21 protein-coding genes are annotated in these 22,999 nt (G+C 71.9%); 8 read left to right on the top strand and 13 right to left on the bottom strand.

What is annotated here, in order from left to right:
- Positions 1 to 54 precede the first annotated feature (54 nt).
- The 3 genes from ACFC09_RS35580 to ACFC09_RS35570 form a co-directional block, all read right to left on the bottom strand.
- A complete protein-coding gene (locus ACFC09_RS35580) occupies positions 55 to 816 on the bottom strand; it encodes an amino acid ABC transporter ATP-binding protein (RefSeq protein WP_376535302.1) in 762 nt (253 codons plus the stop codon).
- A gap of 86 nt (positions 817 to 902) precedes the next feature.
- Positions 903 to 2,696 carry an FAD/NAD(P)-binding protein gene (locus tag ACFC09_RS35575; RefSeq protein WP_376535300.1) on the bottom strand — a complete coding sequence of 598 codons (1,794 nt, stop codon included), beginning with the start codon at positions 2,694 to 2,696 and terminating at the stop codon, positions 903 to 905.
- Positions 2,693 to 3,550 (bottom strand): amino acid ABC transporter permease, encoded by an 858-nt coding sequence (locus ACFC09_RS35570; RefSeq protein ID WP_376535298.1) that lies wholly within the window; start codon positions 3,548 to 3,550, stop codon positions 2,693 to 2,695. The genes ACFC09_RS35575 and ACFC09_RS35570 overlap by 4 nt, the downstream gene beginning before the upstream one ends.
- Positions 3,551 to 4,068: 518 nt before the next feature.
- Here ACFC09_RS35570 and ACFC09_RS35565 point away from each other — a divergent pair.
- Positions 4,069 to 5,025, top strand: a complete 957-nt coding sequence (locus ACFC09_RS35565; protein ID WP_376535296.1) for an ABC transporter substrate-binding protein — start codon at positions 4,069 to 4,071, stop codon at positions 5,023 to 5,025.
- A gap of 130 nt (positions 5,026 to 5,155) precedes the next feature.
- Here the strand turns inward: ACFC09_RS35565 and ACFC09_RS35560 are convergent, their stop codons facing one another.
- Positions 5,156 to 6,424: a DUF5685 family protein gene (locus tag ACFC09_RS35560; RefSeq protein ID WP_376535294.1), complete on the bottom strand. Its 1,269-nt coding sequence runs from the start codon at positions 6,422 to 6,424 to the stop codon at positions 5,156 to 5,158.
- Positions 6,425 to 6,759: 335 nt separating this feature from the next.
- Between ACFC09_RS35560 and ACFC09_RS35555 the strand changes: the two genes are divergently transcribed.
- Positions 6,760 to 7,197, top strand: a complete 438-nt coding sequence (locus ACFC09_RS35555) for a cell division protein SepF (RefSeq protein WP_376535292.1) — start codon at positions 6,760 to 6,762, stop codon at positions 7,195 to 7,197.
- Between the two features lie 42 nt (positions 7,198 to 7,239).
- Here the strand turns inward: ACFC09_RS35555 and ACFC09_RS35550 are convergent, their stop codons facing one another.
- Both ACFC09_RS35550 and ACFC09_RS35545 read right to left on the bottom strand, forming a co-directional pair.
- Positions 7,240 to 8,430: an acyl-CoA dehydrogenase family protein gene (locus tag ACFC09_RS35550; protein ID WP_376535290.1), complete on the bottom strand. Its 1,191-nt coding sequence runs from the start codon at positions 8,428 to 8,430 to the stop codon at positions 7,240 to 7,242.
- Positions 8,431 to 8,669: 239 nt separating this feature from the next.
- Entirely contained in the window at positions 8,670 to 10,268 is a 1,599-nt protein-coding gene (locus ACFC09_RS35545) for an MFS transporter (RefSeq protein WP_376535288.1), read from the bottom strand.
- 266 nt (positions 10,269 to 10,534) lie between these two features.
- On the opposite strand from ACFC09_RS35545, the gene ACFC09_RS35540 reads away from it, so the two are divergent.
- Both ACFC09_RS35540 and ACFC09_RS35535 read left to right on the top strand, forming a co-directional pair.
- Positions 10,535 to 11,812, top strand: coding sequence for a mannosyltransferase family protein (locus ACFC09_RS35540; protein WP_376535286.1), 1,278 nt, complete (start codon positions 10,535 to 10,537; stop codon positions 11,810 to 11,812).
- Positions 11,813 to 12,050: 238 nt separating this feature from the next.
- Positions 12,051 to 13,064, top strand: a complete 1,014-nt coding sequence (locus ACFC09_RS35535; protein ID WP_376535284.1) for a phosphatase PAP2 family protein — start codon at positions 12,051 to 12,053, stop codon at positions 13,062 to 13,064.
- Positions 13,065 to 13,115: 51 nt separating this feature from the next.
- On the opposite strand, the gene ACFC09_RS35530 is transcribed toward ACFC09_RS35535, so the two are convergent.
- The gene (locus ACFC09_RS35530; protein WP_376535282.1) at positions 13,116 to 13,331 is read right to left on the bottom strand and encodes an I78 family peptidase inhibitor; all 216 of its coding nucleotides are present in this window, start codon (positions 13,329 to 13,331) and stop codon (positions 13,116 to 13,118) included.
- Positions 13,332 to 13,740: 409 nt separating this feature from the next.
- On the opposite strand from ACFC09_RS35530, the gene ctaD reads away from it, so the two are divergent.
- From ctaD to ACFC09_RS35515, 3 genes are all read left to right on the top strand, one after another.
- Entirely contained in the window at positions 13,741 to 15,420 is a 1,680-nt protein-coding gene (ctaD, locus tag ACFC09_RS35525; RefSeq protein WP_376535280.1) for a cytochrome c oxidase subunit I, read from the top strand.
- A gap of 389 nt (positions 15,421 to 15,809) precedes the next feature.
- On the top strand, positions 15,810 to 16,607 hold the full coding sequence (locus ACFC09_RS35520) for a hypothetical protein (RefSeq protein WP_376535278.1): 798 nt from the start codon (positions 15,810 to 15,812) through the stop codon (positions 16,605 to 16,607).
- 158 nt (positions 16,608 to 16,765) lie between these two features.
- Complete coding sequence (locus tag ACFC09_RS35515) at positions 16,766 to 17,242, top strand: hypothetical protein (protein ID WP_376535276.1); 477 nt, start codon at positions 16,766 to 16,768, stop codon at positions 17,240 to 17,242.
- A gap of 114 nt (positions 17,243 to 17,356) precedes the next feature.
- Here the strand turns inward: ACFC09_RS35515 and der are convergent, their stop codons facing one another.
- The 6 genes from der to ACFC09_RS35485 form a co-directional block, all read right to left on the bottom strand.
- Entirely contained in the window at positions 17,357 to 18,841 is a 1,485-nt protein-coding gene (der, locus tag ACFC09_RS35510) for a ribosome biogenesis GTPase Der (protein ID WP_376535274.1), read from the bottom strand.
- Between the two features lie 57 nt (positions 18,842 to 18,898).
- Positions 18,899 to 19,636 carry a lysophospholipid acyltransferase family protein gene (locus tag ACFC09_RS35505; RefSeq protein ID WP_376535272.1) on the bottom strand — a complete coding sequence of 246 codons (738 nt, stop codon included), beginning with the start codon at positions 19,634 to 19,636 and terminating at the stop codon, positions 18,899 to 18,901.
- A complete protein-coding gene (gene cmk, locus ACFC09_RS35500) occupies positions 19,594 to 20,274 on the bottom strand; it encodes a (d)CMP kinase (RefSeq protein WP_376535318.1) in 681 nt (226 codons plus the stop codon). The genes ACFC09_RS35505 and cmk overlap by 43 nt, the downstream gene beginning before the upstream one ends.
- An 89-nt stretch (positions 20,275 to 20,363) precedes the next feature.
- Positions 20,364 to 21,458 carry a prephenate dehydrogenase gene (locus tag ACFC09_RS35495; RefSeq protein WP_376535270.1) on the bottom strand — a complete coding sequence of 365 codons (1,095 nt, stop codon included), beginning with the start codon at positions 21,456 to 21,458 and terminating at the stop codon, positions 20,364 to 20,366.
- Complete coding sequence (gene aroH, locus ACFC09_RS35490) at positions 21,455 to 21,817, bottom strand: chorismate mutase (protein WP_376535268.1); 363 nt, start codon at positions 21,815 to 21,817, stop codon at positions 21,455 to 21,457. The genes ACFC09_RS35495 and aroH overlap by 4 nt, the downstream gene beginning before the upstream one ends.
- Before the next feature lie 57 nt (positions 21,818 to 21,874).
- Complete coding sequence (locus tag ACFC09_RS35485; protein ID WP_376535266.1) at positions 21,875 to 22,162, bottom strand: hypothetical protein; 288 nt, start codon at positions 22,160 to 22,162, stop codon at positions 21,875 to 21,877.
- Between the two features lie 302 nt (positions 22,163 to 22,464).
- On the opposite strand from ACFC09_RS35485, the gene ACFC09_RS35480 reads away from it, so the two are divergent.
- Positions 22,465 to 22,977: a Rieske (2Fe-2S) protein gene (locus ACFC09_RS35480; RefSeq protein ID WP_376535264.1), complete on the top strand. Its 513-nt coding sequence runs from the start codon at positions 22,465 to 22,467 to the stop codon at positions 22,975 to 22,977.
- Positions 22,978 to 22,999: the final 22 nt, after the last annotated feature.

Raw genomic sequence — 22,999 nt, 5'->3', positions numbered from 1 at the left:
GGAACGGTCGCACCGCGCCGCGGAGCGGTCGCGCGGCGCCACCGTGGAGCCGGGTCACAGCACCTTGGAGAGGAACGCCCGCGTCCGTTCGTGGCGCGGAGTGTCCAGCACCTCGGCGGGGCCGCCCTGTTCGACGATCCGCCCGTCGTCCATGAACACCACCGTGTCGGCGACCTCACGGGCGAAACCGATCTCATGGGTGACGACGATCATCGTGGTGCCCTGACCGGCCAGGTCCTTGATGACGTCGAGGACCTCGCCGACCAGTTCGGGGTCGAGGGCGGAGGTGGGTTCGTCGAAGAGGAGCAGCTTCGGTTCCAGGGCGAGGGCGCGCGCGATGGCGACCCGCTGCTGCTGCCCGCCGGAGAGCCGCTTCGGATAGGTGTCGGCGCGGTCGCCGAGTCCCACTCGCTCCAGCAGGGCGCGGGCGGTGGCCTCGGCCCGCGCGCGGGGCCGCTTCAGTGCGGCCACGGGTGCCTCGACGACGTTCTCCAGCACGGTCAGGTGCGGGAAGAGGTTGAAGTTCTGGAAGACGAACCCGATCTGGGTGCGCTGCCGCAGCACCTCGCGTTCGGACAGCTCGTACAGTGTGTCGCCCGAGCGCCGGTACCCGATCAGCGAGCCGTCCACGCTGATCGTGCCGCGGTCGATCTTCTCCAGGTGGTTGATGGTGCGCAGCAGCGTCGACTTGCCGGAGCCGGACGGGCCGAGGACGACGGTGACCTCACCGGTGCGCACGGTGAGGTCGATGCCCTTGAGGACGTCGAGCTGTCCGAAGCTCTTGTGCACGGACCTGATGTCGACCATGACGCTCATCGGGTGGATCCCTTGGTGGATGGGGGGTGGATGGGGGGTGGATGGGGGGTGGACGGGGCAGTGGACGGGGCAATGGACGGGGTGGTTCACGCCGCGGCACGCCAGGTCTTCTCGCGCAGCAGGACCAGGGCCGCGCGGGCGGTGGCGTCGTTCTGCCGGAACGCCGGGCCACCGGCGCGCGGCCGGGTGAAGGCGCCGGGGGTACGGCTGTCGGTGTAGGGCCCGAGCGCGAACCGGCGGGGATGCGGCCGGCCGGCCCCGTCGAGGATCCGCCCGTCGGCGGGGTCCACCCGCAGCAGCCCGTCGGGGCTCTCGGCGGCGCCGTCGGCGTGCAGTTCGCGCAGCAGTCCGTCGCGGGCGCGCCCTACGGTGGGCTCGGGCAGCCGCGCCTCGACCAGGGCGCGCGCCTCGACGTGGAAGCCGGGCACGGTGGGCGAGGCCGCCCGGAACACCCCGTCCGCGGCGGTCACGGTCATGTCGGCGCCCATGAACCGGACGACGCCCGCCCGGGACAGGGCGAGCAACTGCCGCAGCCGGGGTCCGGGCGGTCCGGAGGCGAGGTAGCTGAAGAAACCGTGCCACCAGGGGCCGATGTCGCCGAGCCGGACCAGTTGCCCGTAGACCGACAGCAGGGCGAGGAACACCGCGAGGTCGGGGCTGTGCCGCGGGTCGTGCCGACGGCCGAGGTCCGCTTCGACGTGGTCGCGCAGCCAGTCCTGGAACTCCTCGTGCGAGGCGAGGCGCACCCCGTCCAGGGGGTGGTCGAGGGCGTCGAGGTCGAGCCGGTCGGCGGGGTCGGGCACGGCGGCGGCGACCAGCGCCTGGATCTCGTCGGCGGTCTCGGCGGCCGCGTACTTCTCCTCGAAGTCGGCGCGGGCGACGGCCGTGCGCTCGGGGTGGGCGGTGAACAGCCGGTGGTAGTGGGCGAAGCCCAGTTCCTTCGCCACCAGCGGCCACACGTCCCGCCGGAAGTCCACGCCCGCCCCGCGCCCGGTCCCGTCCGGCCGGAGGGACCCCTGCCGCCGGGCGAGCAGCGCGTCGACCTCGGCGGGCCCGAAGAAACGGGGCAGCGGGAGGCGTTCGCCGCTCCAGTCGTAGCCGATCTTCGAGTGGTACGGCACTCCGCGGCGGGAGCCCACGTACAGCACCGGTTCACGCCCCGACGGTATGTACACCTCGCCCTCGTACCGTCCGCCGCGGCCCTCGGTGAGCAGCACCATCAGGTCGACGAAGGCCAGCCCGAAGCCCCGTACCAGGACGGGTTCACCGGCCCTGAGCGGGGACAGGTCGCTGTCGGCGGTGAAGTCGGGCGGCCGGTGGAGCAGTCCGTGGGTGCGCGCGTACGCCGCCAACTCGGCCTGCTGGTGGTCGAGTTCGGCGTCGAGGTGGCCGAGGGCGAGGACCACGGCATCGGCGAGCAGCGGACGCGGGCGGCCCTCCAGCCACACCTGCTGGCGTCCGTCACGCGGGCCGCCGATCCGCAGGGCGCGCCGGGGGTGGTGGTGGACGGCGATGTCCGCGGGCAGGTCGGCGACGGCCCGGTCGTACACCATGCGCAGGTATCCGCCCTGGGTCTGCCGGTCCGCGAAGGTACGGCCGTCGAGGCCCGCCCACTCGTGCAGGGTGGGCCCCTCCCGGACCGGGCCGGCCATCCGCACCGTCTCGTCGGTGAACATGGTGACGTCCTCGGCGTGCGAGTTCATCCACAGCAGCGGGGACTGTGCCGCGCGCCAGATGCGTCCGGCGCCCGGCGGGCAGGGGTCGACGAGGTGGATGTCGAGGCCGCCGCCGGCGTACAGCTCGGGCGCGTTGGCGGCGATGCGCTCCAGCAGACCGGTCCCCCGCGGACCGGCCCCGACGATCACCAGTTGCGGTCTCATCGGCGGGCCTCCGAGCCGCGGGCGTAGTACCGCTCCACGTAGTGCTGGCCGATGCCGAGGACCGAGGTGACCACGGTGTACCAGAGGGTGGCGACCATCAGCAGCGGGATGACCTGGTAGGTGCGGTGGTAGATCAGTTGCGCCGAGAACAGCAGGTCGCTCACCGCGATGACGCTCACGATGGAGGTGCCCTTGAGGGTGCCGATCAGCATGTTCCCGGCGGGCGGCACGATGGCGCGCATGGCCTGGGGCAGCACGATCCGCCGCCAGCGGCGTGCCCGGCTCAGGCCGAGTGCCTGGGCGGCCTCGATCTGGCCGCGGTCGACGGAGAGGATCCCGCCGCGCACCACCTCGGCGGCGTAGGCGGCCTCGTGCAGGGTCAGGCCGATGATCGCGACGGCGATCGGGGTGAGCAGGTTGACCGTCTTCACTCCGAGGATCTGCGGGTACAGGGCGCCGATGTTGAACCACAGCAGCAACTGCACCAGGATCGGGATCGACCGGAACAGCCAGACGTAGCCCCAGCTCACCGCCCGCAGGACGGGGTTGGCGGAGAGCCGGAGCGCGGCGAGCAGGGTGCCCAGGGCGAAGCCGAGGGCCATCACCACCACGGTCAGCCAGAGCGTGAGCCACAGCCCGCGCAGTACCGAGTCCGAGGTGAAGTAGTCGGCGACGACGCCCCACTGGAACGCCTGGTTGCGCAGGACGGAGGTGAGGGCCAGGGCGAGCAGGACGAGGAGGGCGACGGCGGCGGTCCACTGCCCGAGCCGGCGTTGCGGGACGATCCGCAGGGTGTCCGCGTGCTCGGGAGTCTCCGGTGCCGCGGGGACTTTGGCGAGGGTGTCGGATGACATGCGAAGGCTCCGTGACATAGCTGGAACACGGTGGGCGTCTTCACACGCTTCGCCTCGCGGCGGCTGCGGCCGAGCCCCTCAGCAGGGCCGCCCGTCGAGAGTACGTGGGCGTTTCCGCCCGTTGTCAAGGGTGTCCATACTGTGAGCGGTACGTCTCAGGTCGGTTGACGCGGAACCGGGGACCTGTTCCACTTGGCCCATGCATCCACAGCAGTGGCTGGTCACCCGCTCCCACATCGACTTCGGTCGCGTGTGGTCCTCTTCCTGTTGAGCTGACCCACTGCGCGCCCGCCGTTCGGCAGGCGCTCGCGCGTTCTCCCCGCCGACCGGCGCACTTCCCGCTGCTCCGCGTGCTTCCCGCGTCCCCTTCCGGGTTCGCCTCCGGGTTCCCTTCCGGGTTCACCTCCCCGTTCCCTTCGGGTTCGCCTCCGCCCTTCGCACCTCCGCCCTCGTCTTCACACGCGCACCCCCCTCCCCTCGCGCTCCGCACTCTTCGGCTCACAGGAGACCGCTGTCCGATGCGCACATCCAGAAATGCCCGCCATACCCTTTTTGCACCGTTCCTGACCGTCGTCTCGGCCGCTCTGCTGCTCACCGGCTGCGGTTCGGGGTCCGACGGCGCGGCCGGATCCGGTGCCGCGGGCGTGGCCGCCGGGTCCGACGCGGTGCCCACCACGGACGTCGTCTCCGGCATCCGCAAGGACGAGGCCGCCGCCGCGCTGCTGCCCGCGGGCACCGGACGGCTGACCGTCGCGGTCAGCGTCGGCGGCACCCCGCCCAGCACCACCTACCTGGCCGACGGCAAGACCCTGACCGGCCAGGACGTCGACCTGACCAAGGCCGTCGGGAAGGTGCTCGGCATCGAGCTGTCGGTGGAGCAGGCGTCCTTCGAGGCGATCCTGCCCGCCCTCGACAGCGGCAAGTACGACTTCGGCGCGAGCAACTTCGGCGTGACCGACGAACGCCGCAGGACGATCGACTTCGTCACCTACATCAACGACGGCCAGGGCTTCGCCGTCCGCGACGACAGCAAGCTGTCCAAGGTCACCGATCTGCGCCAGTTGTGCGGACTGAACGTCGCCACCGGCGCGGGCACCACCTTCGAGGCCACGCTGGAGGAGAACAAGCACGTGTGCACCGACGCCGGGAAGAAGGCGTACGCCGTGCAGACCTACAGCGAGCCCGGCGCGATCTGGTCCTCCCTCCAGCAGGGCCGCAGCGACATCGTGATGTCCACGATCAACGGTCTGCGGTACGCCGTGGCCCACCAGAGCGGGGTGAGGTTCCTCAACGAGTACCACCGCCTCGACGTCGGCTTCGCCTTCAAGAAGGGCTCGAAGCTCGCTCCGGCGTTCCAGGCGGCGGTGAACCGGCTCATCGCGGACGGCACGTACGACAAGATCCTCAAGAAGTGGGGCACGACGGGCTCGGCGATCACCAGGTCGCAGATCTCACCGCCGGAATCGAAGGAGTAGCCGGCCGCGGGGTCGGGGCCGGTCCGGCGGATCCCGCCGGACCGGCCCTGGCCCCGAAAGGGGCTCAGCGCTTGAGCGCGCGGGTGAGGTCGCCCCCGCCCGAACAGTCACGTGATCCGCCGGACCGGCCCTAACAGTTGCAACCGCAGTCGCAGCCGTCACAGCCGTCGCACCCGTCGCAGTTTCCGCAGCACTCACAGCAGTCACCGCAGCCGCTACAGTCCCCGCAGTCGCACTTGGCGCAGCACCCCTCGCGCCGCTGCCGGGACCAGGGCCCCTCGAACTCGTCGGCGCAGCAGGCACGGCAGGTGCAGAACAGGCCGAGGGCCGCCGCGCACCCCGCCCACATGCCCCGCCGGCCCCGGCGCGTCGGCTCGCCACCGGACGGGTCGCCGCCCGACGCATCGCCTTCCGACGGGTCGTCCGCGGACGGGTCGCCGTCCGGACCGTACGGACCGTCAGGTATCCGGGGGTCGTCCGGCGCCTGAGGAGCGCGCGGGGTCCCGGGCGGTCCGTAGGCGGCTGCGGGCGCATGCCCGCAGGAGGTCGTCCCGAACGCCCGGTCCACCGAGCGGCGCAGTTCGTGCGCGAGCAACCGGTGCGCCAGCCTGCCGTCGGTGAACTCCACCTCGCGCAGCGCGAGCCGGATGCCGTGCAGCGCGTCGTCGGCCAGCCGGCGGGCCTCGGTGCGCGGGGTGCCGGTGACGGTCAGCGGGTTCCAGGCATCTGACGCGGCGTCGGCCGCCTGGTCCTCCACGGCGTCCAGCAGATGCGCGAGCCGGCCGAAGAGGCGGCCTGCCTCGGCGAGCGGCGCCGCGTTGCCCGGCCGACCGGCCAGCAGGGCCGTGTGTGCGAAGGCGGCGGCCGTCGCGGTCTCGGTCGGCTCGGTGACCGTGAGCACCGGTGTGCCCGGTCCGGCGAGCGCCTCGACGCCGGTCTGCCGGTCGACGGCGTCGACGAGGAGCGCGGTGTCGAATCCGACCAGCGAGCCGCTGCGCGCTCCCGCCCGTCCCCAGTTCGCGGCGACCCGGCGCGCGGCGAGCGCCACCGGACGGCGTGCCAGCAGCCCGTCCCCGTCGGCGACATGGTCGCGCACCTTGGCCGAGGCGAGCACCAGCGAGACGGCCGCCGCGAGCCGCGCGCCCTCGCCCCGCGCGACGGACGCGGTGCGCATGCCGCGCAGCGGACAGGGCCCGGCCGTGCGCCGCGCGTCCCCCGCCCGGTCGGTCTGAGCCTCCGTCAGAACTGAGAGGAGCAGCCCGTCGTAGTTCGTCACGATCCGCGCGAACTGCCCGTGGTCCCCGCGCAGCGCGAGGCACAGCCCGCACAAGTGCGCCGTCCACTGCGCCCGAAGACCCGCACCGAGCCGGTGCGGACAGGGCCGTACGATCCCGAACACGACTTCCCCCCGCGCTGTCCTACGGCATTCGACCGTGCCGCGATACGACATTCAGCCGCGGCATCGTATCGACCTACCGTCATCCCGGACCGGCCTCCGTGCTCACCCGGACGCACCGCTTCTCACCCATACGCCGCGAAGAATCATATTTCACTCACAGTCAGCAGCCGTACGTGGTGGGACCCTTGGGGCGTCCGGGCTCTCGACGTCAGCGCTGTGCACCAGTAGCGTCACAAACCCCCCGCGCGGCGTCTGTCCACTTGGCGCGCCATCCGCATCATGGACGACCATAGGGGTGCGGAAAGCAAGAGGGACCGCTGTGAGAGGAGGCGTCCATGGGATCGGTACGCAAGGCGAGTGCCTGGCTTGGCCTCGTCGACGACAACGATGACGAGCGCTACTACGACGACGACTACTCCGAAGGGGCCGAGCCCGGGGAAGCCTGGGTCACCGACCCGCGGGTCAAGGTGACCTCGGACAGCGCCGAGGAGACGGGCCGCCGCATCGGCACGGTCACTCCGGACAGCTTCCGGGACGCCCGCGCGATCGGCGAGCTGTTCCGGGACGGGGTTCCGGTCATCGTGAACCTCACCGCCATGGAACCCACCGACGCCAAGCGCGTGGTCGACTTCGCGGCCGGTCTGATCTTCGGCCTGCGCGGTTCGATCGAGCGGGTCGCCACCCGGGTCTTCCTGCTGACGCCCGCGCACACCGAGATCGTCAGCGGTGAGCCGGCCGCGCGCCGTTCGGACGGCTTCTTCAACCAGAGCTGAGGCAGGGCCGCTCGCCGGCCCCGCCCCGGCCCCCGGGCCGGATCAGCGGAAGGCGTCGAGTCCGGTGAGCGCCTTGCCCAGCACGAGCTGGTGCATCTCGACGGTGCCCTCGTAGGTGAGCACCGATTCGAGGTTGGTCGCGTGCCGCATCACGGGGTATTCCAGCGAGATCCCGTTGGCCCCGAGGATCGTCCGGGCCGTGCGGCAGATCTCGATCGCCTCCCGTACGTTGTTGAGCTTGCCGAAGCTGATCTGCTCGGGGCGCAGCCGGCCGGCGTCCATGCGCCGCCCCAGGTGATGGGCGAGCAGGATCCCCTTGTGCAGTTCCACCGCCATGTCGGCGAGTTTGGCCTGGGTGAGCTGGAAGCCCCCGATCGGCCGCCCGAACTGCTCACGGGACTTCGCGTAGTCGACGGCGGTCTCGAAGCAGGTGCGGGCCGCACCCATGGCGCCCCAGACGATGCCGTAGCGCGCATGCGTAAGACAGCTCAGCGGGCCGCGCAGTCCGGTGACCTCGGGGAGCACGGCGTCGGCGGGCAGCCGTACGTCGTCCAGGACCAGTTCGCCGGTGACGCTGGCGCGCAGCGACCACTTGTGCTTGATCTCCGGGGCGGCGAAGCCGGGGGTGCCGGCCGGCACGAGGAAGCCGCGGATGCCGTTGTCGGTCTGCGCCCAGACGACCGCGACGCCGGCGACGGAGCCGTTGGTGATCCACATCTTGCGGCCGCTGAGCACCCAGTCCCCGCCGTCGCGCTTGGCGTACGTGCGCATCGAGGCGGGGTCGGAGCCGTGGTCGGGTTCGGTGAGCCCGAAGCAGCCGATGACCTCGCCGGCCGCCATCCTGGGCAGCCAGTGCCGCTTCTGCTCCTCGCTGCCGAACCGGTGGACGGCGTACATGGCCAGGGAGCCCTGCACGGAGACGAGCGAGCGGATGCCGGAGTCGGCGGCTTCCAGTTCGAGACAGGCGAGGCCGTACTGCACGGCGGAGGCACCGGCGCAGCCGTACCCGGTCAGGGACATGCCGAGGGCGCCGAGGGAACCGAGTTCGCGGGCGAGTTCCCGGATGCCGGGAAGTTCGCCGCTCTCGTACCAGTCGGCCACGTACGGCAGGACGCGGTCCGCGGCCCAGGTCCGCACGGTGTCGCGGACGGCCAGGTCCTCCGGGTCCAGCAGGTCGTCGATGCCGAGCGGGTCGGCCGGGTCGAACGGGGGCAACTTCGCGGACGCGGACATGGACACCCTCCGGGAGACGCAACCAGCACCGCTGGTTGCACTTCGCCGTGACGCTACGACGCGGCGCGTGCGGCGTCCAGCCCACTCTCCCACCGGCCCGGCGGAGCACCCGGCCGACAGGCGGCACCGCGCGCCTTCACCCACCGCGCAGCGACCGGCCGGGCCGTCCCCACGGGGCGGGACCGCCCCTGGCCGGTCCGGCGGTCCACTGCCGGAACGAGTCCCCGGGCGTCGCCCTGTCACGCCGAGACGCGGGTCCGCTCGGCCTCTCTGGGCGCGGGGAGTTCCACCGGATCCGGCTCGCAGTGCATGACCCGCGGCAGCCGGAGCGCCATCACCGCTCCGAGCAGCAGCAGGCACGCGCTCACCAGCAAGGTCACGTGCAGGCCGTGCACGAAGGAGTCCCTGGCCGCGCGGCGCAGCGCGGCTCCGGCCGGGCCGCCGATCCGCCCGGCCACGTCGTACGCCTCCCCCAGCGAATGCCCGGCCGCTGCGGTGGCCCGCACCGGCACCCCGGGCACGGAGGCGAGGCCGGGCGCGTACGCCGCGTTCATGACGCTGCCGAGCAGCGCGATGCCCATCCCGGCCCCCAGCTGGTAGGAGGTCTCCCCGATCGCCGCGGCCCCGCCCGCCTGCCGGAGCGGAGCCTCGCTCAGCATCGACTCGTACGCGCCGAAGAGGGTGGTCTCCAGGCCGAAACCCAGCAGGACGAAGCCGAACAGCAGCAGCCCGGGGTTGTCGCGCCCGCCCATCGCCGTCAGCGTCAGCACGGCGAGCGCGGTCAGGCAGAAGCCGGAGCACACCATGCGCCGTGGCCCGAAGCGGCGCAGCATCCTGGCCCCGGCCAGCCCCGCGGCCATCGCCGCGACGGTCAGCGGCAGCAGCCGCAGGCCCGTCTGGAGGGGCGACAGGCCGAGCACCAGTTGCAGGTACTGCGCGGCGATCAGTTCGAGACCGACCAGCGCGAGCATCGCCAGCACGATGCACCCCACCGCCGTACTGAAGGCCGGCCGCGCGAACATGCTGAGGTCCACCAGCGGGCAGCGGCGGCGCCGCTGCCGGCGCACGAACCACACCACCAGCAGCGCGCCCACCACCAGGGGCACCAGCGTGACCGCGCTCGCCGGCTGCCCGCCGCCGAGCCGCTTCACGCCGAAGACCAGCCCGAACAGGCCGGCCGCGGCCGTCAGCGCGCCGGCCACGTCCCAGGGTCCGTCGCGCTCCCCCTTCGACTCGGGCAGCAGCAGCCGCCCGACCGGCAGGCTGACCAGCATCAGCGGAATGTTGACGAGGAAGACCGAGCCCCACCAGAAGTGCTCCAGCAGGAAGCCGCCGAGCAGCGGGCCGACCGCGGCGCCCACCGCGGCCACCGCGCTCCAGACGCCGATGGCCAGTGCGCGCTCGCGCCGGTCGGGGAAGACCTGGCGCAGGATCGACAGGGTCGCCGGCATGATCATCGCGCCGCCGACGCCGAGCAGGGCCCGCGCGACGATCAGCAGCCCGGCGCTCGGTGCGACGGCGGCCAGCGCGGAGGCGGCGCCGAAGAGTGCGTAGCCGAGCAGCAGGACCCGCCGGCGGCCCACCCGGTCGCCCAGCGTGCCGAAGAGGATCAGCAGCGAGGCGCAGACCAGCGGATAGACGTCGACGATCCAGAGCAGTTCCGTGGCACCGGGCCGGAGGTCCTCGGTGACGGCTGGCACCGCCACGTGCAGCACGGTCGCGTCGAGGGCGACGAGCAGCAGGCTGACGCAGAGGACGACGAGGACGACCCAGCGGTTGGCACCGGTCCCGGGCGCCCGGCGGCACAGCCCTGCGGCGGCCGGGGTCGTCTGGGACATGTACGTACCTCCAAGAAGTTCCCTCGCGTGCGGCGGACAGCGGTGGGGGGACCGGGCCCCGTCGTGCGGCCGGAGAGGAGCGGGGTCTCCGGCGGCGCGCGGCGGTACGGACGCGAGTGACACGTCAGCGTACGCGAGTCCGTTGCGCCGGTACGTGGCGGAACTCTCACAGCCCACACCCACTCACGTGACGTACGCCACTTCTCATGCGCTTGACCACATACCGACCGTCCATGCGGTTCAGCGGCCGGTCGATAATCGAGCCCGTGACCGATCTTGAGACGCGCGTGGCAGCTGCTCGCGCCACGCCGCTGCGCCGGGCGGCCCCCGCCCTCCTCGGGTACGCCGCCGTCCGCGCCCTGGGTCTGATCGTGCTGGCGGTGTGGAGCGCGGCGCGCGGCAAGAACGCGTACACGCTGCTCACCGCCCGCTGGGACGCGCTGTGGTACACGCGGGTCGCCGACCTCGGCTACGGCTACGAGGTGCGGCTGCCGAACGGCGACGTCCACTCCAACCTCGCCTTCTTCCCGCTGCTGCCCTGGCTGGAGCGGCTGCTGCACGCGCTTCTGCCGGTGTCGTACGCGGACGCGGGTTTCGTCGTCTCCCTGGTGGCCTCGCTCGCCGCGGCCTGGGGGATCTTCGCGGTGGCGGACCATGTGTACGGCGTCCGGGCCGGGGTCTGCGCCGTCCTGCTGTGGGCCGTGCTGCCCGTCGGGATCGTGCAGTCGATGGCGTACAGCGAGTCGCTGTTCACGGCGCTCGCCGCCTGGTCGTTGTACGCCGTGCTGACCGGACGCTGGGTGAGTGCCGGGGTGCTCGCCGCACTGGCCGGGCTGACCAGGCCGGTGGGGCTCGCCGTGGTCGCGGCGGTGTGGGCGGCGGGCGTTGCGCCGTTCGTGCGGCACTGGCGCGACAGGGCATCGGACGGCGCGCGGAAGGCCGGACGCGCCCCTGAGGCCGAAAGCGCCGCCCGCGCCCGGCGTGTTCCGGCCGAGGAGGGCGCGGGGTACGCAACTCACGCCCCATCTGTCACTGACGGCGCGTCCCTGACCCGACGCGCCCTCGGCATGCTGATCGCTCCCCTCGGCGCGGCCGGCTATGTCCTGTGGGTCGGCCTGCACACCGGCAAGGGCCCGCTCGGCTATCTGGACGTGCAGGCGGGCTGGCGCAACGGCTTCGACGGCGGATACGCCTTCGCCCGCTTCGTGGCCGACAAGTTCACGTCGTTCCCGTCGGCCCTCGCCGGTCTCGCGCTGATCATCGGGGTGGTCCTGCTGGTCCGGCTGTACGTGGCGGGCGTACGGCAGGGGCAGCCGCTCGCGCTGCTGGTGTACACGGGCGTCGTCACCGCGCTCGCCCTGTGCGCGTCAAGTTACTTCGGTTCCAAGCCGCGGCTGCTGCTGCCCGCCTTCCCGCTGCTGCTGCCCCTCGCCCGAGCCCTGGCCCGGCTGCGCACATCGCCTTCGATGCTGGTCACAGCGGGTATTGCGGCGGCATCGGCGGTCTACGGCGCGTTCTGGCTGAACGGCTCGGGACCTCCGTGATCACTCCCGGCCGTCCGATGAGCGGCAGGAAAATTCCACCCGATCTCCCGGTGAACGAATTCATAAGCGGCATAAAACGAACGCCCGGCATGATCAAAGGAATTGCACGAGCCAACGGCCGGGGATTGCGGAAACTTCGGGAATTGGCCGCCAGTTGAGAGGTTTCCCACATCACATCGTCATCACAAAGCCGCTGCTTCGCCCGGGCACACAGCTCACTCGCTGTAACGTCGATTGGGTGCGTACCGAACGAAACCTCACCCGTCTGGACCGGGTGTTCGCCAGGCTGGACCGTGAGCCGGAACGACCGGCCCACATCGATGTGCCGAAGATGAGCCGGCACCGGGTCGTTCTGTTCTCCGCGACCCTGGCTTTCTATCTGGCGATCGTATGGGCCGTAGTGACCACCTCGTGGCTGGTCCGGCTCGACTGGCAGGTCATGTTCTTCCGGCCCTACCAGCAATGGCCGGGGATCCACGCCTTCCTCGACTACTACGTGGTGCTCGGCCAGCGCGGCCCCACCGCCGTGATGGTCGCGGCCTGGCTGGGCTGGCGCTCCTGGCGGCAGCACACGCTCCGCCCGCTGCTGACCCTCGGCGCCTCGCTGCTGCTGCTGAACATCACGGTCGGCGCCGCCAAGCTCGGCATGGGCCGGCTCGGACCGCACTACGCCACCGTGATCGGCTCGAACGAGATGGGCCTCGGCGGCGATATATTCCCCAGCGGCCACACCGCCAACGCGGTGGTGACCTGGGGAATCCTGGCATATCTGGCCTCCACCCCGAGAGCGCGCCGCTGGCTGTCCGCCGTGTCGGCGGTGACCTCGCTCGGCGTCGGCCTCACCACCGTCTACCTCGGTACGCACTGGCTGAGCGACGTGCTGCTCGGCTGGGCCGCGGGACTGCTGATCCTGCTGGCGCTGCCCTGGTGCGAGCCGCTGATCGCCAAGGCCGAGGTCGCGATCTTCGACCTGCGCGACCGCTGGCGCGCCCGCCGCACGCCGCCCGCGCCGGCCGTCCCGGTGCCCGTCGTGCTCAAGCCGCGCGCCACACCCGCCGAGGAGACACCCGCGGCCCGCGAACCCGCGCCTGGGGTCCGCACCGCGCGGACACCGATCCACCTGGCACCGGGCCCGCACACCACGCGCTCCGAACGCACCCCGGTCACCCCGGTGGGCAGCCGCCGCCCGCCGCACGCCGACCGCGTCCCGCGCGGCGGCGCCCAGGCGGCCCGCCCCATGACCGGCGGCTGACGCGGCGCGGCGGCGGGTCCGGTACGCACAACCGCCCGCCGCCGCGCCGTCTCAGCCCTTCCAGGCGCGCGCGACCCTGCCGTCCCGCACCTCGAAGTTCAGCCGTCCCGCGCGGTACTCCATGGTGATGATCGCGCCCGGCGGCAGCGAACGCACGGTCGACCAGCCGCGCCGCCGCGCCAGCCGCTCCGCGCCGGCCGCGTCGAGGCCGACGTACCCTTCCGGACTGTCCGCGGGCTCGGCCGGCGGAGTGGGAATCGGTGCCATACGGCCACGCTAGGCCCTGCCCGGCGAGCGGGGAAGCCGGAACGGCGACGGATACTTCCGCATCCCTCTCCGGTCACACTTTTGTCACAGGGTCACGACACGCGTTCCGGTCGAACTCCGTCACACGTACGGGCGGTTCCTTACGCCTCACCGGCACATTCGAACGGAATTCCCGCGTGTTGGGATGCCCCTTCGAAATGCACCAAGGAAAGTTCCCCGGAGTGCCGCTCGGGTCGGCCACGGGATCGCTTTCCCAGGTGAATCCGAGCGCTTTCACAAGAACTGACACCGCATAGGAATTTCACCGCGCCGACACAGGACCTCCGTCTGCCCGCCGGCCGGCCCGTCGCCGGGGCGGACGGCACCGCCGCGGCGGACCCGGCGCGACGAGCGAAGGGGCGAAGCTGCCATGGGGACCGAGACCGCGACGGCGCCGGTGCGCCCGGGACCGGAAGCACGGCCCGGCCGGGTGGTCGTGGACTGGCTCACCACCACCGACCACAAGAAGATCGGCCACCTCTATCTGATCACGTCGTTCGGGTTCTTCCTCGCCGGCGGGCTGATGGCCATGATCATGCGGGCCGAACTCGCCCGCCCCGGGCTGCAGGTCGTCTCCAAGGAGCAGTTCAACCAGTTGTTCACGCTGCACGGCACGATCATGCTGCTGCTGTTCGCGACACCGAGCTTCGCGGGCTTCGCCAATGAGCTGATGCCGTTGCAGATCGGCGCCCCGGACGTCGCCTTCCCGCGGCTGAACATGCTGTCGTACTGGTTCTTCCTGTTCGGCGGCCTCATCGTGCTCGGTTCGCTGGCCGTGCCGGACGGCCCGGCCTCCTTCGGCTGGTTCGCCTACGCCCCGCTCAACAGCGCCACGCACTCACCGGGTGTCGGCGGAGACCTGTGGATCATGGGGCTCGCGCTGGCCGGTTTCGGGACGATCCTCGGTGCGGTCAACTTCATCACCACGATCGTCGGGATGCGCGCCCCGGGGATGACCATGTTCCGGTTGCCGATCTTCACCTGGAACACGCTCTTCACGTCGATCCTGATCCTGATGGCGTTCCCGATCCTGGCGGCGGCGCTGCTGGTCCTGGAGGCGGACCGGCAGTTCGGCTCCCGGGTGTTCGAGGCGGCGAACGGCGGGGCGCTGCTGTGGCAGCACCTGTTCTGGTTCTTCGGCCATCCCGAGGTGTACATCATCGCGCTGCCGTTCTTCGGGATCATCACGGAGATCATCCCGGTCTTCAGCCGCAAGCCGATCTTCGGGTACCTGACCCTGGTCGGCGCGACGATGGCGATCACCGCGCTGTCCATCATGGTGTGGGCGCACCACATGTTCGCCACGGGCGCGGTGCTGCTGCCCTACTTCTCCTTCATGTCGTTCCTGATCGCGGTGCCGACGGGCGTGAAGTTCTTCAACTGGACCGGGACCATGCTGAAGGGGTCGCTGTCCTTCGAGACGCCGATGCTGTGGTCGTGCGGCTTCCTTGCGACTTTTCTGTTCGGCGGGCTGACCGGGGTGATCCTGGCGTCCCCGCCGATGGACTTCCATGTCACGGACTCGTACTTCGTGGTCGCGCACTTCCACTACGTCGTGTTCGGCACCGTCGTCTTCGCGATCTTCGCGGGTTTCTACTTCTGGTGGCCGAAGTTCACCGGGAAGATGCTCGACGAACGGCTGGGGAAGATCCATTTCTGGACGCTGTTCATCGGTTTCCACACCACCTTCCTGGTGCAGCACTGGCTCGGCGCGGAGGGCATGCCGCGCCGCTACGCCGACTACCTCGCCGCCGACGGCTTCACGGCGCTGAACACGGTCTCCTCGATCGGCGCCTTCCTGCTCGGCATGTCGACGCTGCCGTTCCTCTACAACGTCTGGCTGACCGCCCGGTACGGCGAGAAGGTCCACGTCGACGACCCCTGGGGCTACGGGCGCTCCCTGGAGTGGGCGACCTCGTGCCCACCGCCGCGGCACAACTTCATCACCCTGCCGCGGATCCGCTCCGAGTCCCCGGCGTTCGATCTGCACCATCCCGAGTACGCGGCCCTGGAGTCCGCCCGTCCGGCACCGGCGCCCGGGGAGCCGTGAGCGACGCCGGCGTCGCACGCGCATGCCCCGCCCGGCGGTGGACCGGGCGGGGCGGGTACGGCGGTGCCCGTTCAGTTGACCGTCACCCCAGGCATCGGCGATTTTCGGACACCCATTTCATTCGCAGATTTCATGATTTGTCGACCAGTCGCTCAGTAGACCTGTGATTCAGTTCAGCGGCCCAAGTCCCGCTGCTTCACAGAGAGTTGGCCTGGAGCATGCCATTCCGCACGGAGCGTCACCACGTGCGGCAGATGGTTCGATTCCGTTCTCCCCGGAGCGTGACTCCCGCCGCAGGTCGCCCGTTGTCTTCTTCATGAGCCCACAACCCCGGGGCTCACGGGCCGGGCGCCACCCGGTCGCACCGACCGCATCCCGAGGGAGCCACCGTGCCGCGCATGCTCGACGTCAGCGACGCCGTCCGCGCCGAGATCGGCGACGAAGAAGCCGACCGGCTGCTCGCCGGAGAGAACGCCCCGGGCAGTTACGACTGCACGTCCTGCCGCACGCCGGGCGACTCCGAGCAGGAGCGCACCAGCACCGTCCTGTTCATCGGCGACGAGACCGCCGTCCTCGCCTTCGCCCACGCCAGTTGCCTGCCCTCGCAGGTCGTCCAGGTCACCGAGGAGCAGTTGCGCGGCGCGGTCCGCTCCATCAGCGGCGACTCCGTCGGTGGCGGCGCCTTCGCCGGCGAGCCGCAGAGGACGGTGCCGGAGCAGGCGGTGCTCGGAGTGACCAGCGGTCTCGTGCTGATCACCGGGGAACTGCACCCGGCGCTCGTCGTGGAGCCGACCGCGCCGATCGTGCGCCCGGGCACGACCGGGGTGGGGGACGACTTCCTGCCGCTCCTCATCGAGCAGGGGTTCATGCCGCTGGTCGAGCTGGCCGCCGTACCGCCGGTGCTGCACGGCTGGTCCGTGCTGCTCGCGGTCGGCCAGTTGCACGCCGTCCTCCAGCCGGGCCCGAACGGCGGGCAGCCGGTCGCCTGGTGGCAGGCGCACCAGCCGCTGCAGGTGACCGACAGCTGGCGGGCCGCGGCCAACAAGCACCAGCAGGTGCTGCTGTTCGCCGCGCCCGTGGGCTCCATCGGCCGGCAGCCCCGCGAGGACCTGCTGCGCGACGCGCTGGACCGGGCCGCCGCGGGCGGCAAGCTGGTCGCGGCCACGCTGCCGCTGGCCGGGACCTGACCGCGCCGCACTCCCCCCACGCTCCCCCGCACTCCCCCCGAAGTACCCGGTTTCCCTCGCGACCGCAGGTGGTGCGCGGCTCGTCGCGCGGTTCCGCGTGCCCCCAATGCCGCACCACCGGGCCGCATCCCGAGCGGCTCCGGGTCGTTTGGACATACGTGCACGCATACGACGTTCATCCCCGCCGCCCGTCCTTCACCCCCGTGCCGTCCGCCAGGACGAGCCAGGACTCCCCCGGCAGCCCCTCGGCCACCCCCATCTACGACTCGCTGATCGCGGAGTGGCTCAAGACCTTCCGGGCGCTGCCGGGTGACCGCAGCGGCGAGGAGGAGATGAAGTTCGTCGCCTTCGGGTTCACCCCGCACGGCACCGGCGCGCACGAGACGGGCTCGTACAGCACGGGGTCGTACGGCACGGGCTCCTACGGCACGGGGCCCTACGGCACGGGCTCGTACGGCACTGGGTCGTACGGCTCGAACGCGTACACCGCCTACAGTGCGGGGGCCCACAGCGCCCGGCACGGCACCGGGCAGCAGCAGACGCAGTGGCAGCGGGTCGGGTCGCTGGGGCGGCACGACACCGGGATGCACCATGTGCCGGCGGCGCTGCCGCCCGGTCCGCGCCGGGGAGCATGACGGCAGGACGGCGGAAGGGCGGCCCCCACGGGAGCCGCCCTTCCGCCGTTTCGTCCGCCGCTTCCGGCCGGTCGGCTCCACCGCGCGTGGCCGCGCGGACCGGCCGGCTCCGCGCTACTTCTTCTTCGTGCCGCGCTTCTCGCGGACCCGCACCGAGATATGGATCGGCGTCCCCTCGAAGCCGAACTCCTCGCGCAGCCTGCGCTCGATGAAGCGCCGGTAGCCCGCCTCGATGAAACCGGACGCGAACAGCACGAACCGCGGGGGCTTGGTACCGGCCTGGGTGCCGAACAGGATGCGCGGCTGCTTTCCGCCGCGGATCGGATGCGGATGGGCCGCGACCAGTTCGCCGAGGAAAGCGTTGAGGCGGCCGGTCGGCACGCGGGTCTCCCAGCCCGCCAGGGCCGTCTCGATCGCCGGGACCAGCTTCTCCATGTGCCGGCCGGTGCGCGCCGAGACGTTCACCCGGGGCGCCCAGGCGACCTGGCCCAGCTCGGTCTCGATCTCCCGTTCCAGGTAGTAGCGGCGCTCCTCGTCGAGGGTGTCCCACTTGTTGTAGGCGACGACCATCGCCCGGCCCGCCTCGACGGCCATGGTGACGATGCGCTGGTCCTGTACGGAGATGCTCTCGGCGGCGTCGATCAGGACGATGGCGACCTCCGCCTTCTCCACCGCCGCCGCGGTGCGCAGCGAGGCGTAGTAGTCGGCGCCCTGCTGGAGGTGGACCCGCTTGCGGATACCGGCCGTGTCGACAAACCGCCAAGTCGTGCCGCCGAGTTCGATCAGCTCGTCGACCGGGTCACGGGTGGTGCCCGCGAGTTCGTCGACGACGACCCGCTCCTCACCGGCCACCTGGTTCAGCAGTGACGACTTGCCGACATTCGGGCGGCCGATCAGGGCGACCCGGCGCGGGCCCCCGACGCCGCTGCCGCCGAAGCCCTCGCGCGGCGCCTCCGGCAGCGCTTCGAGGACGGCGTCCAGCATGTCGCCGGTGCCGCGGCCGTGCAGCGCCGAGACCGGGTGCGGCTCGCCGAGGCCGAGCGACCACAGGTAGGCGGCATCGGCCTCACCGCTCGGACCGTCGACCTTGTTGGCGCACAGCACGACCGGCTTGCCCGCCTTGCGCAGCAGCCGCACCACCGCCTCGTCGGTGTCGGTCGCGCCGACCTTGGCGTCGACGACGAAGACGACCGCGTCGGCCGCCTCGATCGCGTACTCGGCCTGCGCGGCGACGGAGGCGTCGATGCCGAGGACGTCCTGCTCCCAGCCGCCGGTGTCGACGACCTTGAAGCGGCGGCCCGCCCACTCGGCCTCGTAGGTGACGCGGTCCCGGGTGACGCCGGGCCGGTCCTCGACGACTGCCTCGCGGCGGCCGATGATCCGGTTCACCAGAGTCGACTTGCCGACGTTGGGACGGCCGACGACGGCGAGCACGGGCAGCGGACCGTGGCCCGCCTCCTCGATGGCGCCCTCGACGTCCTCGACGTCGAAGCCCTCTTCCGCGGCGAGCTCCATGAACTCCGTGTACTCGGCGTCGCCGAGCGCCCCGTGCTCGTACTCGTGCTCGGCCGAGCTGCCGGGCTGGATCTGGTCGTTCATGAAGTCCGTACCTCGTTCATCGTGGTGATCGGTGGAACCCGCGCCGGCGGAGATCCACTACTCAGGTGTCGCCCGGCGCCCGGTGAGACGCCTGGCGTTCTCCAGGTGTGTGGTGAGCTGCTTGCGGATGTGCTCGGTGGCCGCGTCGAGCGCCTTGCGGGTGCGCCGCCCGCCGGCCACGTCCGGACCCGCCGCCGCGTCGAACGCCTCGAAGGGGTCGCCGAAGACGACGTCGACCCGGGAGCGCAGCGGGGGCAGCGCGCCGATCAGCCGTCCCCGCCGGTCCGTGCTGCCCAGGACGGCGACCGGCACGATCGGCGCCCCGCTGCGGACGGCGAAGTAGGCGAGCCCGGCGCGCAGCGAGCCGAAGTCGCCCTCGCCCCGGGTGCCTTCCGGGAAGATGCCCAGCACGCCGCCGTCCGTCAGCACGCCGAGCGCCCGGGTGATCGCCGTACGGTCGATGGCGGCACGGTCCACCTGGAGCTGGCCGATGCCGGTCAGGAAGGTGCCGAGCGGGCCGGCGAACGCCTCCTTCTTGATCAGGAAGTGCGTCGGCCGGGGTGCCACGCCCATGACCATCGGCCCGTCGATGTTGTGGGAGTGGTTGACGGCGAGGATCACCGGACCGCTCGCGGGCATCTTCCAGGCACCGAGCACCCGGGGCCGCCACAGTCCGTGCATCAGCCCGACGCCGATGCGCCGTCCGGCCTCGGCGCCCCGGAGTGAGGGTGCTCCGTCCGCGGGTGCCGTGCTCACTTCCCGGCCCGCTTCTCCTCGACGAGCGTGACGACGCACTCGATGACCTGCGCCAGCGTGAGGTCCGTGGTGTCCACCTCCAGCGCGTCGCCCGCCTTCACGAACGGCGAGGTCTTCCGGCCGGCGTCCGCGGCGTCCCGCTTCAGCAGCGCGTCCCGGGTGGAGTGCACGTCGACGCCCTGCAACTCACCGCTGCGCCGGGCGGCGCGCGCCTCGGCCGAGGCGGTCAGGAACACCTTCACGTCGGCGTCGGGCAGCACGGTCGTACCGATGTCGCGGCCCTCGACCACGATGCCGCGCGCCGCCGAGCCGGCCAGCGAACGCTGTAGTTCGGTGATCCGGGCGCGCACCTCGGGCACCGCGCTGACGGCGCTCACCCTGGCGGTGACCTCGTCGGTGCGGATCGGTCCGGCCACGTCGACACCGTCCACGGTGATCGTGGGGCCGGCCGGGTCGGTGCCCGAGACGATCTCCGGCTTGCCGGCCACGGCGGCGATCGCGGACGGGTCCGTCACGTCGATCCCGTGGTGCACCATCCACCAGGTGATGGCGCGGTACTGGGCGCCGGTGTCCAGATAGCTCATGCCGAGCTGGGCGGCCACGGCCTTCGAGGTGCTCGACTTGCCCGTGCCGGAGGGGCCGTCGATCGCGACGACGACGGGCTGAGCGCTTTCCACGGTGAGGACGCCTTCCTGGTCCAGGGTGCGGGACGGGCGTGATACCGCCCTGGACAAGGTTACTGGGTGAATGTCACTCGTCCGGCCGCCTACTGCCGGATCGCCCAGCCCCGCTCCCGCAGCGCCGCCGTCAGCAGGGGCGCCGCCTTGGGCTCCACCATCAGCTGCACCAGACCGGCCTGCTGACCGGTCGCGTGCTCGATCCGTACGTCCTCGATGTTGACGCCCGCCCGGCCCGCGTCGGCGAAGATGCGGGCCAGCTGGCCCGGCTGGTCGTCGATGAGGACCGCGACCGTCTCGTACACGCGCGGCGCGCTGCCGTGCTTGCCGGGCACCCGGACCTGGCCCGCGTTGCCGCGCCGCAGCACGTCCTCGACGCCCGCGCTGCCCGCGCGCCGCTTCGTCTCGTCCGAGGACTCCAGGGCGCGCAGGGCGCGGACGGTCTCGTCGAGGTCGGTGGAGACGTCGGCGAGCAGGTCGGCGACCGGCCCCGGGTTCGCGGACAGGATGTCGATCCACATCCCCGGTTCGGAGGCGGCGATCCGGGTCACGTCTCTGATGCCCTGCCCGCACAGGCGCACGGCGGCCTCCTCGGCGTGCTCCAGGCGGGCGGCGACCATGCTGGACAGCAGCTGGGGCATGTGCGAGACCAGGGCCACGGCCCGGTCGTGCGCGTCCGCGTCCATCACGACCGGCACCGCCCGGCAGTGCGAGACCAGCTCCAGGGCGAGGTTCAGCACCTCGGTGTCGGTGTCGCGGGTGGGTGTCAGCACCCACGGCCGGCCCTCGAAGAGGTCTTCCGTCGCCGCCAGCGGGCCGGACTTCTCGCGGCCCGACATGGGGTGGGTGCCGATGTACCGGGCGAGGACGGCCTCGTCGAGGCCCTGCGCCTCCAGTTCGCGGCGCGGGCCGCCCTTGATGCTGGCCACGTCGAGGTAGCCGCGGGCGGCGCCACGGCGCATGACGTCCGCGAGGACGGTGGCCACGTGGGCGGGCGGGGCGGCGACGATCGCCAGGTCGACGGGGCCGTCCGGGGCCTCGTCGGTGCCGGCGCCGAGGGCGGCGGCGGTCCGCGCCTGCCCCGGGTCGTGGTCGCTGAGATGGACGACGACGCCCCGCCGGGTCAGGGCGAGCGCGGCGGAGGTGCCGATGAGTCCGGTGCCGATGACGAGTGCGGTCCTCACTGGGCGATGTCCTTGCGCAGGGCGGCGGCGGCACCGAGGTAGACATGGGCGAGACCGGCGCGGGGCCGGTCGGTCTCGATGTGCGCGAGGACCCGGACCACCCGGGGCATGGCGCCCGTGATGTCCAGTTCCTGGGCGCAGACCAGCGGTACGTCGACGATGCCGAGCCCCCGCGCGGCAGCGGCCGGGAAGTCGCTGTGCAGGTCGGGGGTGGCGGTGAACCAGACGCTGATCAGGTCGTCGGCGGTCAGTCCGTTCCGTTCGAGGAGGGCGGTGAGCAGGGCCCGGACCTGCTCGCCCATGTGACCGGCCTCGTCCCGTTCCAGTTGGACGGCCCCCCGGACCGCTCGTACCGCCACGGCGCTGCTCCTTGCTGTGATGAGGTGCCTGTCGGGCCCTTGGTCCGTCCAGCGTAGTCAGCCGCCGTCCGCCGGGGGCCGGGCGCCCGCTCGCTGAGACGGATCCGTCGCTTCGGCGGCCCGGTCCAGGGTCGGCGCGGGCGGCGCGGGCGGCGCGGACGGATCGGGCGGATCGGACCTGGCGAGTACGTCGATCAGGTCGCACAGCGGATTGGCCGCGTCGTCGCGCTGGGCCCGGCCGGCGGCGGAGAGCAGGGCGCCGAGGGCGCCCCCGGGCGTGGGATCGTCGTCGCCCTCCTGGCCGAGGAGTCCGCCGAGCAGGCTGCCGGGATCGTGAGCCGCCATGGTCCCGCCTTTCGCGCGCGGCCGGGTGCCGGTGCGTACCCGACCTCCAGACCGCCAATGTCACGTGGATCGCCCACCCGCGCTACTCGGGGTGCCGAGACGGGTGCGCTCCGTGCGGGTTGGGCTATCGGGTGCATGAAATGCGGTTTTTGCTGTGCTTCACCCTGATTTACGGCTTCGGGTGTGCCTTCGGTGCCAAGATGCTGGTGCTGTGCTCCGCTCGGAGCGACTCCCCCACGACCCGGCTGCTGCCCGGTCCTTCCGCACGTTCGGAGTGACGACATGACGCACGGAGCGACGACATGACCCACGACTCGACGCGGCGCACGGTTCTGACGACGGGCGCGGCCGCGCTCGCCGCGACCGCGGTCGGCTGCGGCAGTGACAGCGGATCGTCCTCGGCCGCCTCCACCTCCGCCGCCTTCAGCACGACTCCCCCCAAGGAATCCGGAAGTCCCACGGGCGGCTCCGCGTCCCCGAGCGCTTCCCCGAGCGCTTCCCCAAGCGCTTCCCCGAGCGGCGCCGCGGCGCAGGAGCTGGCGCGGACCAGCGACATCCCGGTCGGCGGCGGCAAGGTCTTCGCCGAACAGAAGGTCGTGGTCACCCAGCCGACGCGGAGCGACTTCAAGGCGTTCTCGGCGATCTGCACCCACCAGGGCTGCACGGTCGACAGGGTGGCCGACGGGACCATCGACTGCCCCTGCCACGGCAGCCGGTTCGACATCGCCGACGGCTCGGTGGCGCACGGCCCGGCGACCCGGCCGCTGCCCACCGAGCAGATCAAGGTGGAGGGAAATTCGATCCGCCTGGCGTGAGCGGACGCGTACCCTCCCCGGC

The sequence above is a fragment of the Streptomyces sp. NPDC056161 genome (assembly GCF_042268025.1).
Classification (GTDB): Bacteria; Actinomycetota; Actinomycetes; order Streptomycetales; family Streptomycetaceae; genus Streptomyces.
Note: the sequence above shows the minus strand (reverse complement) of the source record. Positions and strands in the feature narration are given on the sequence as shown.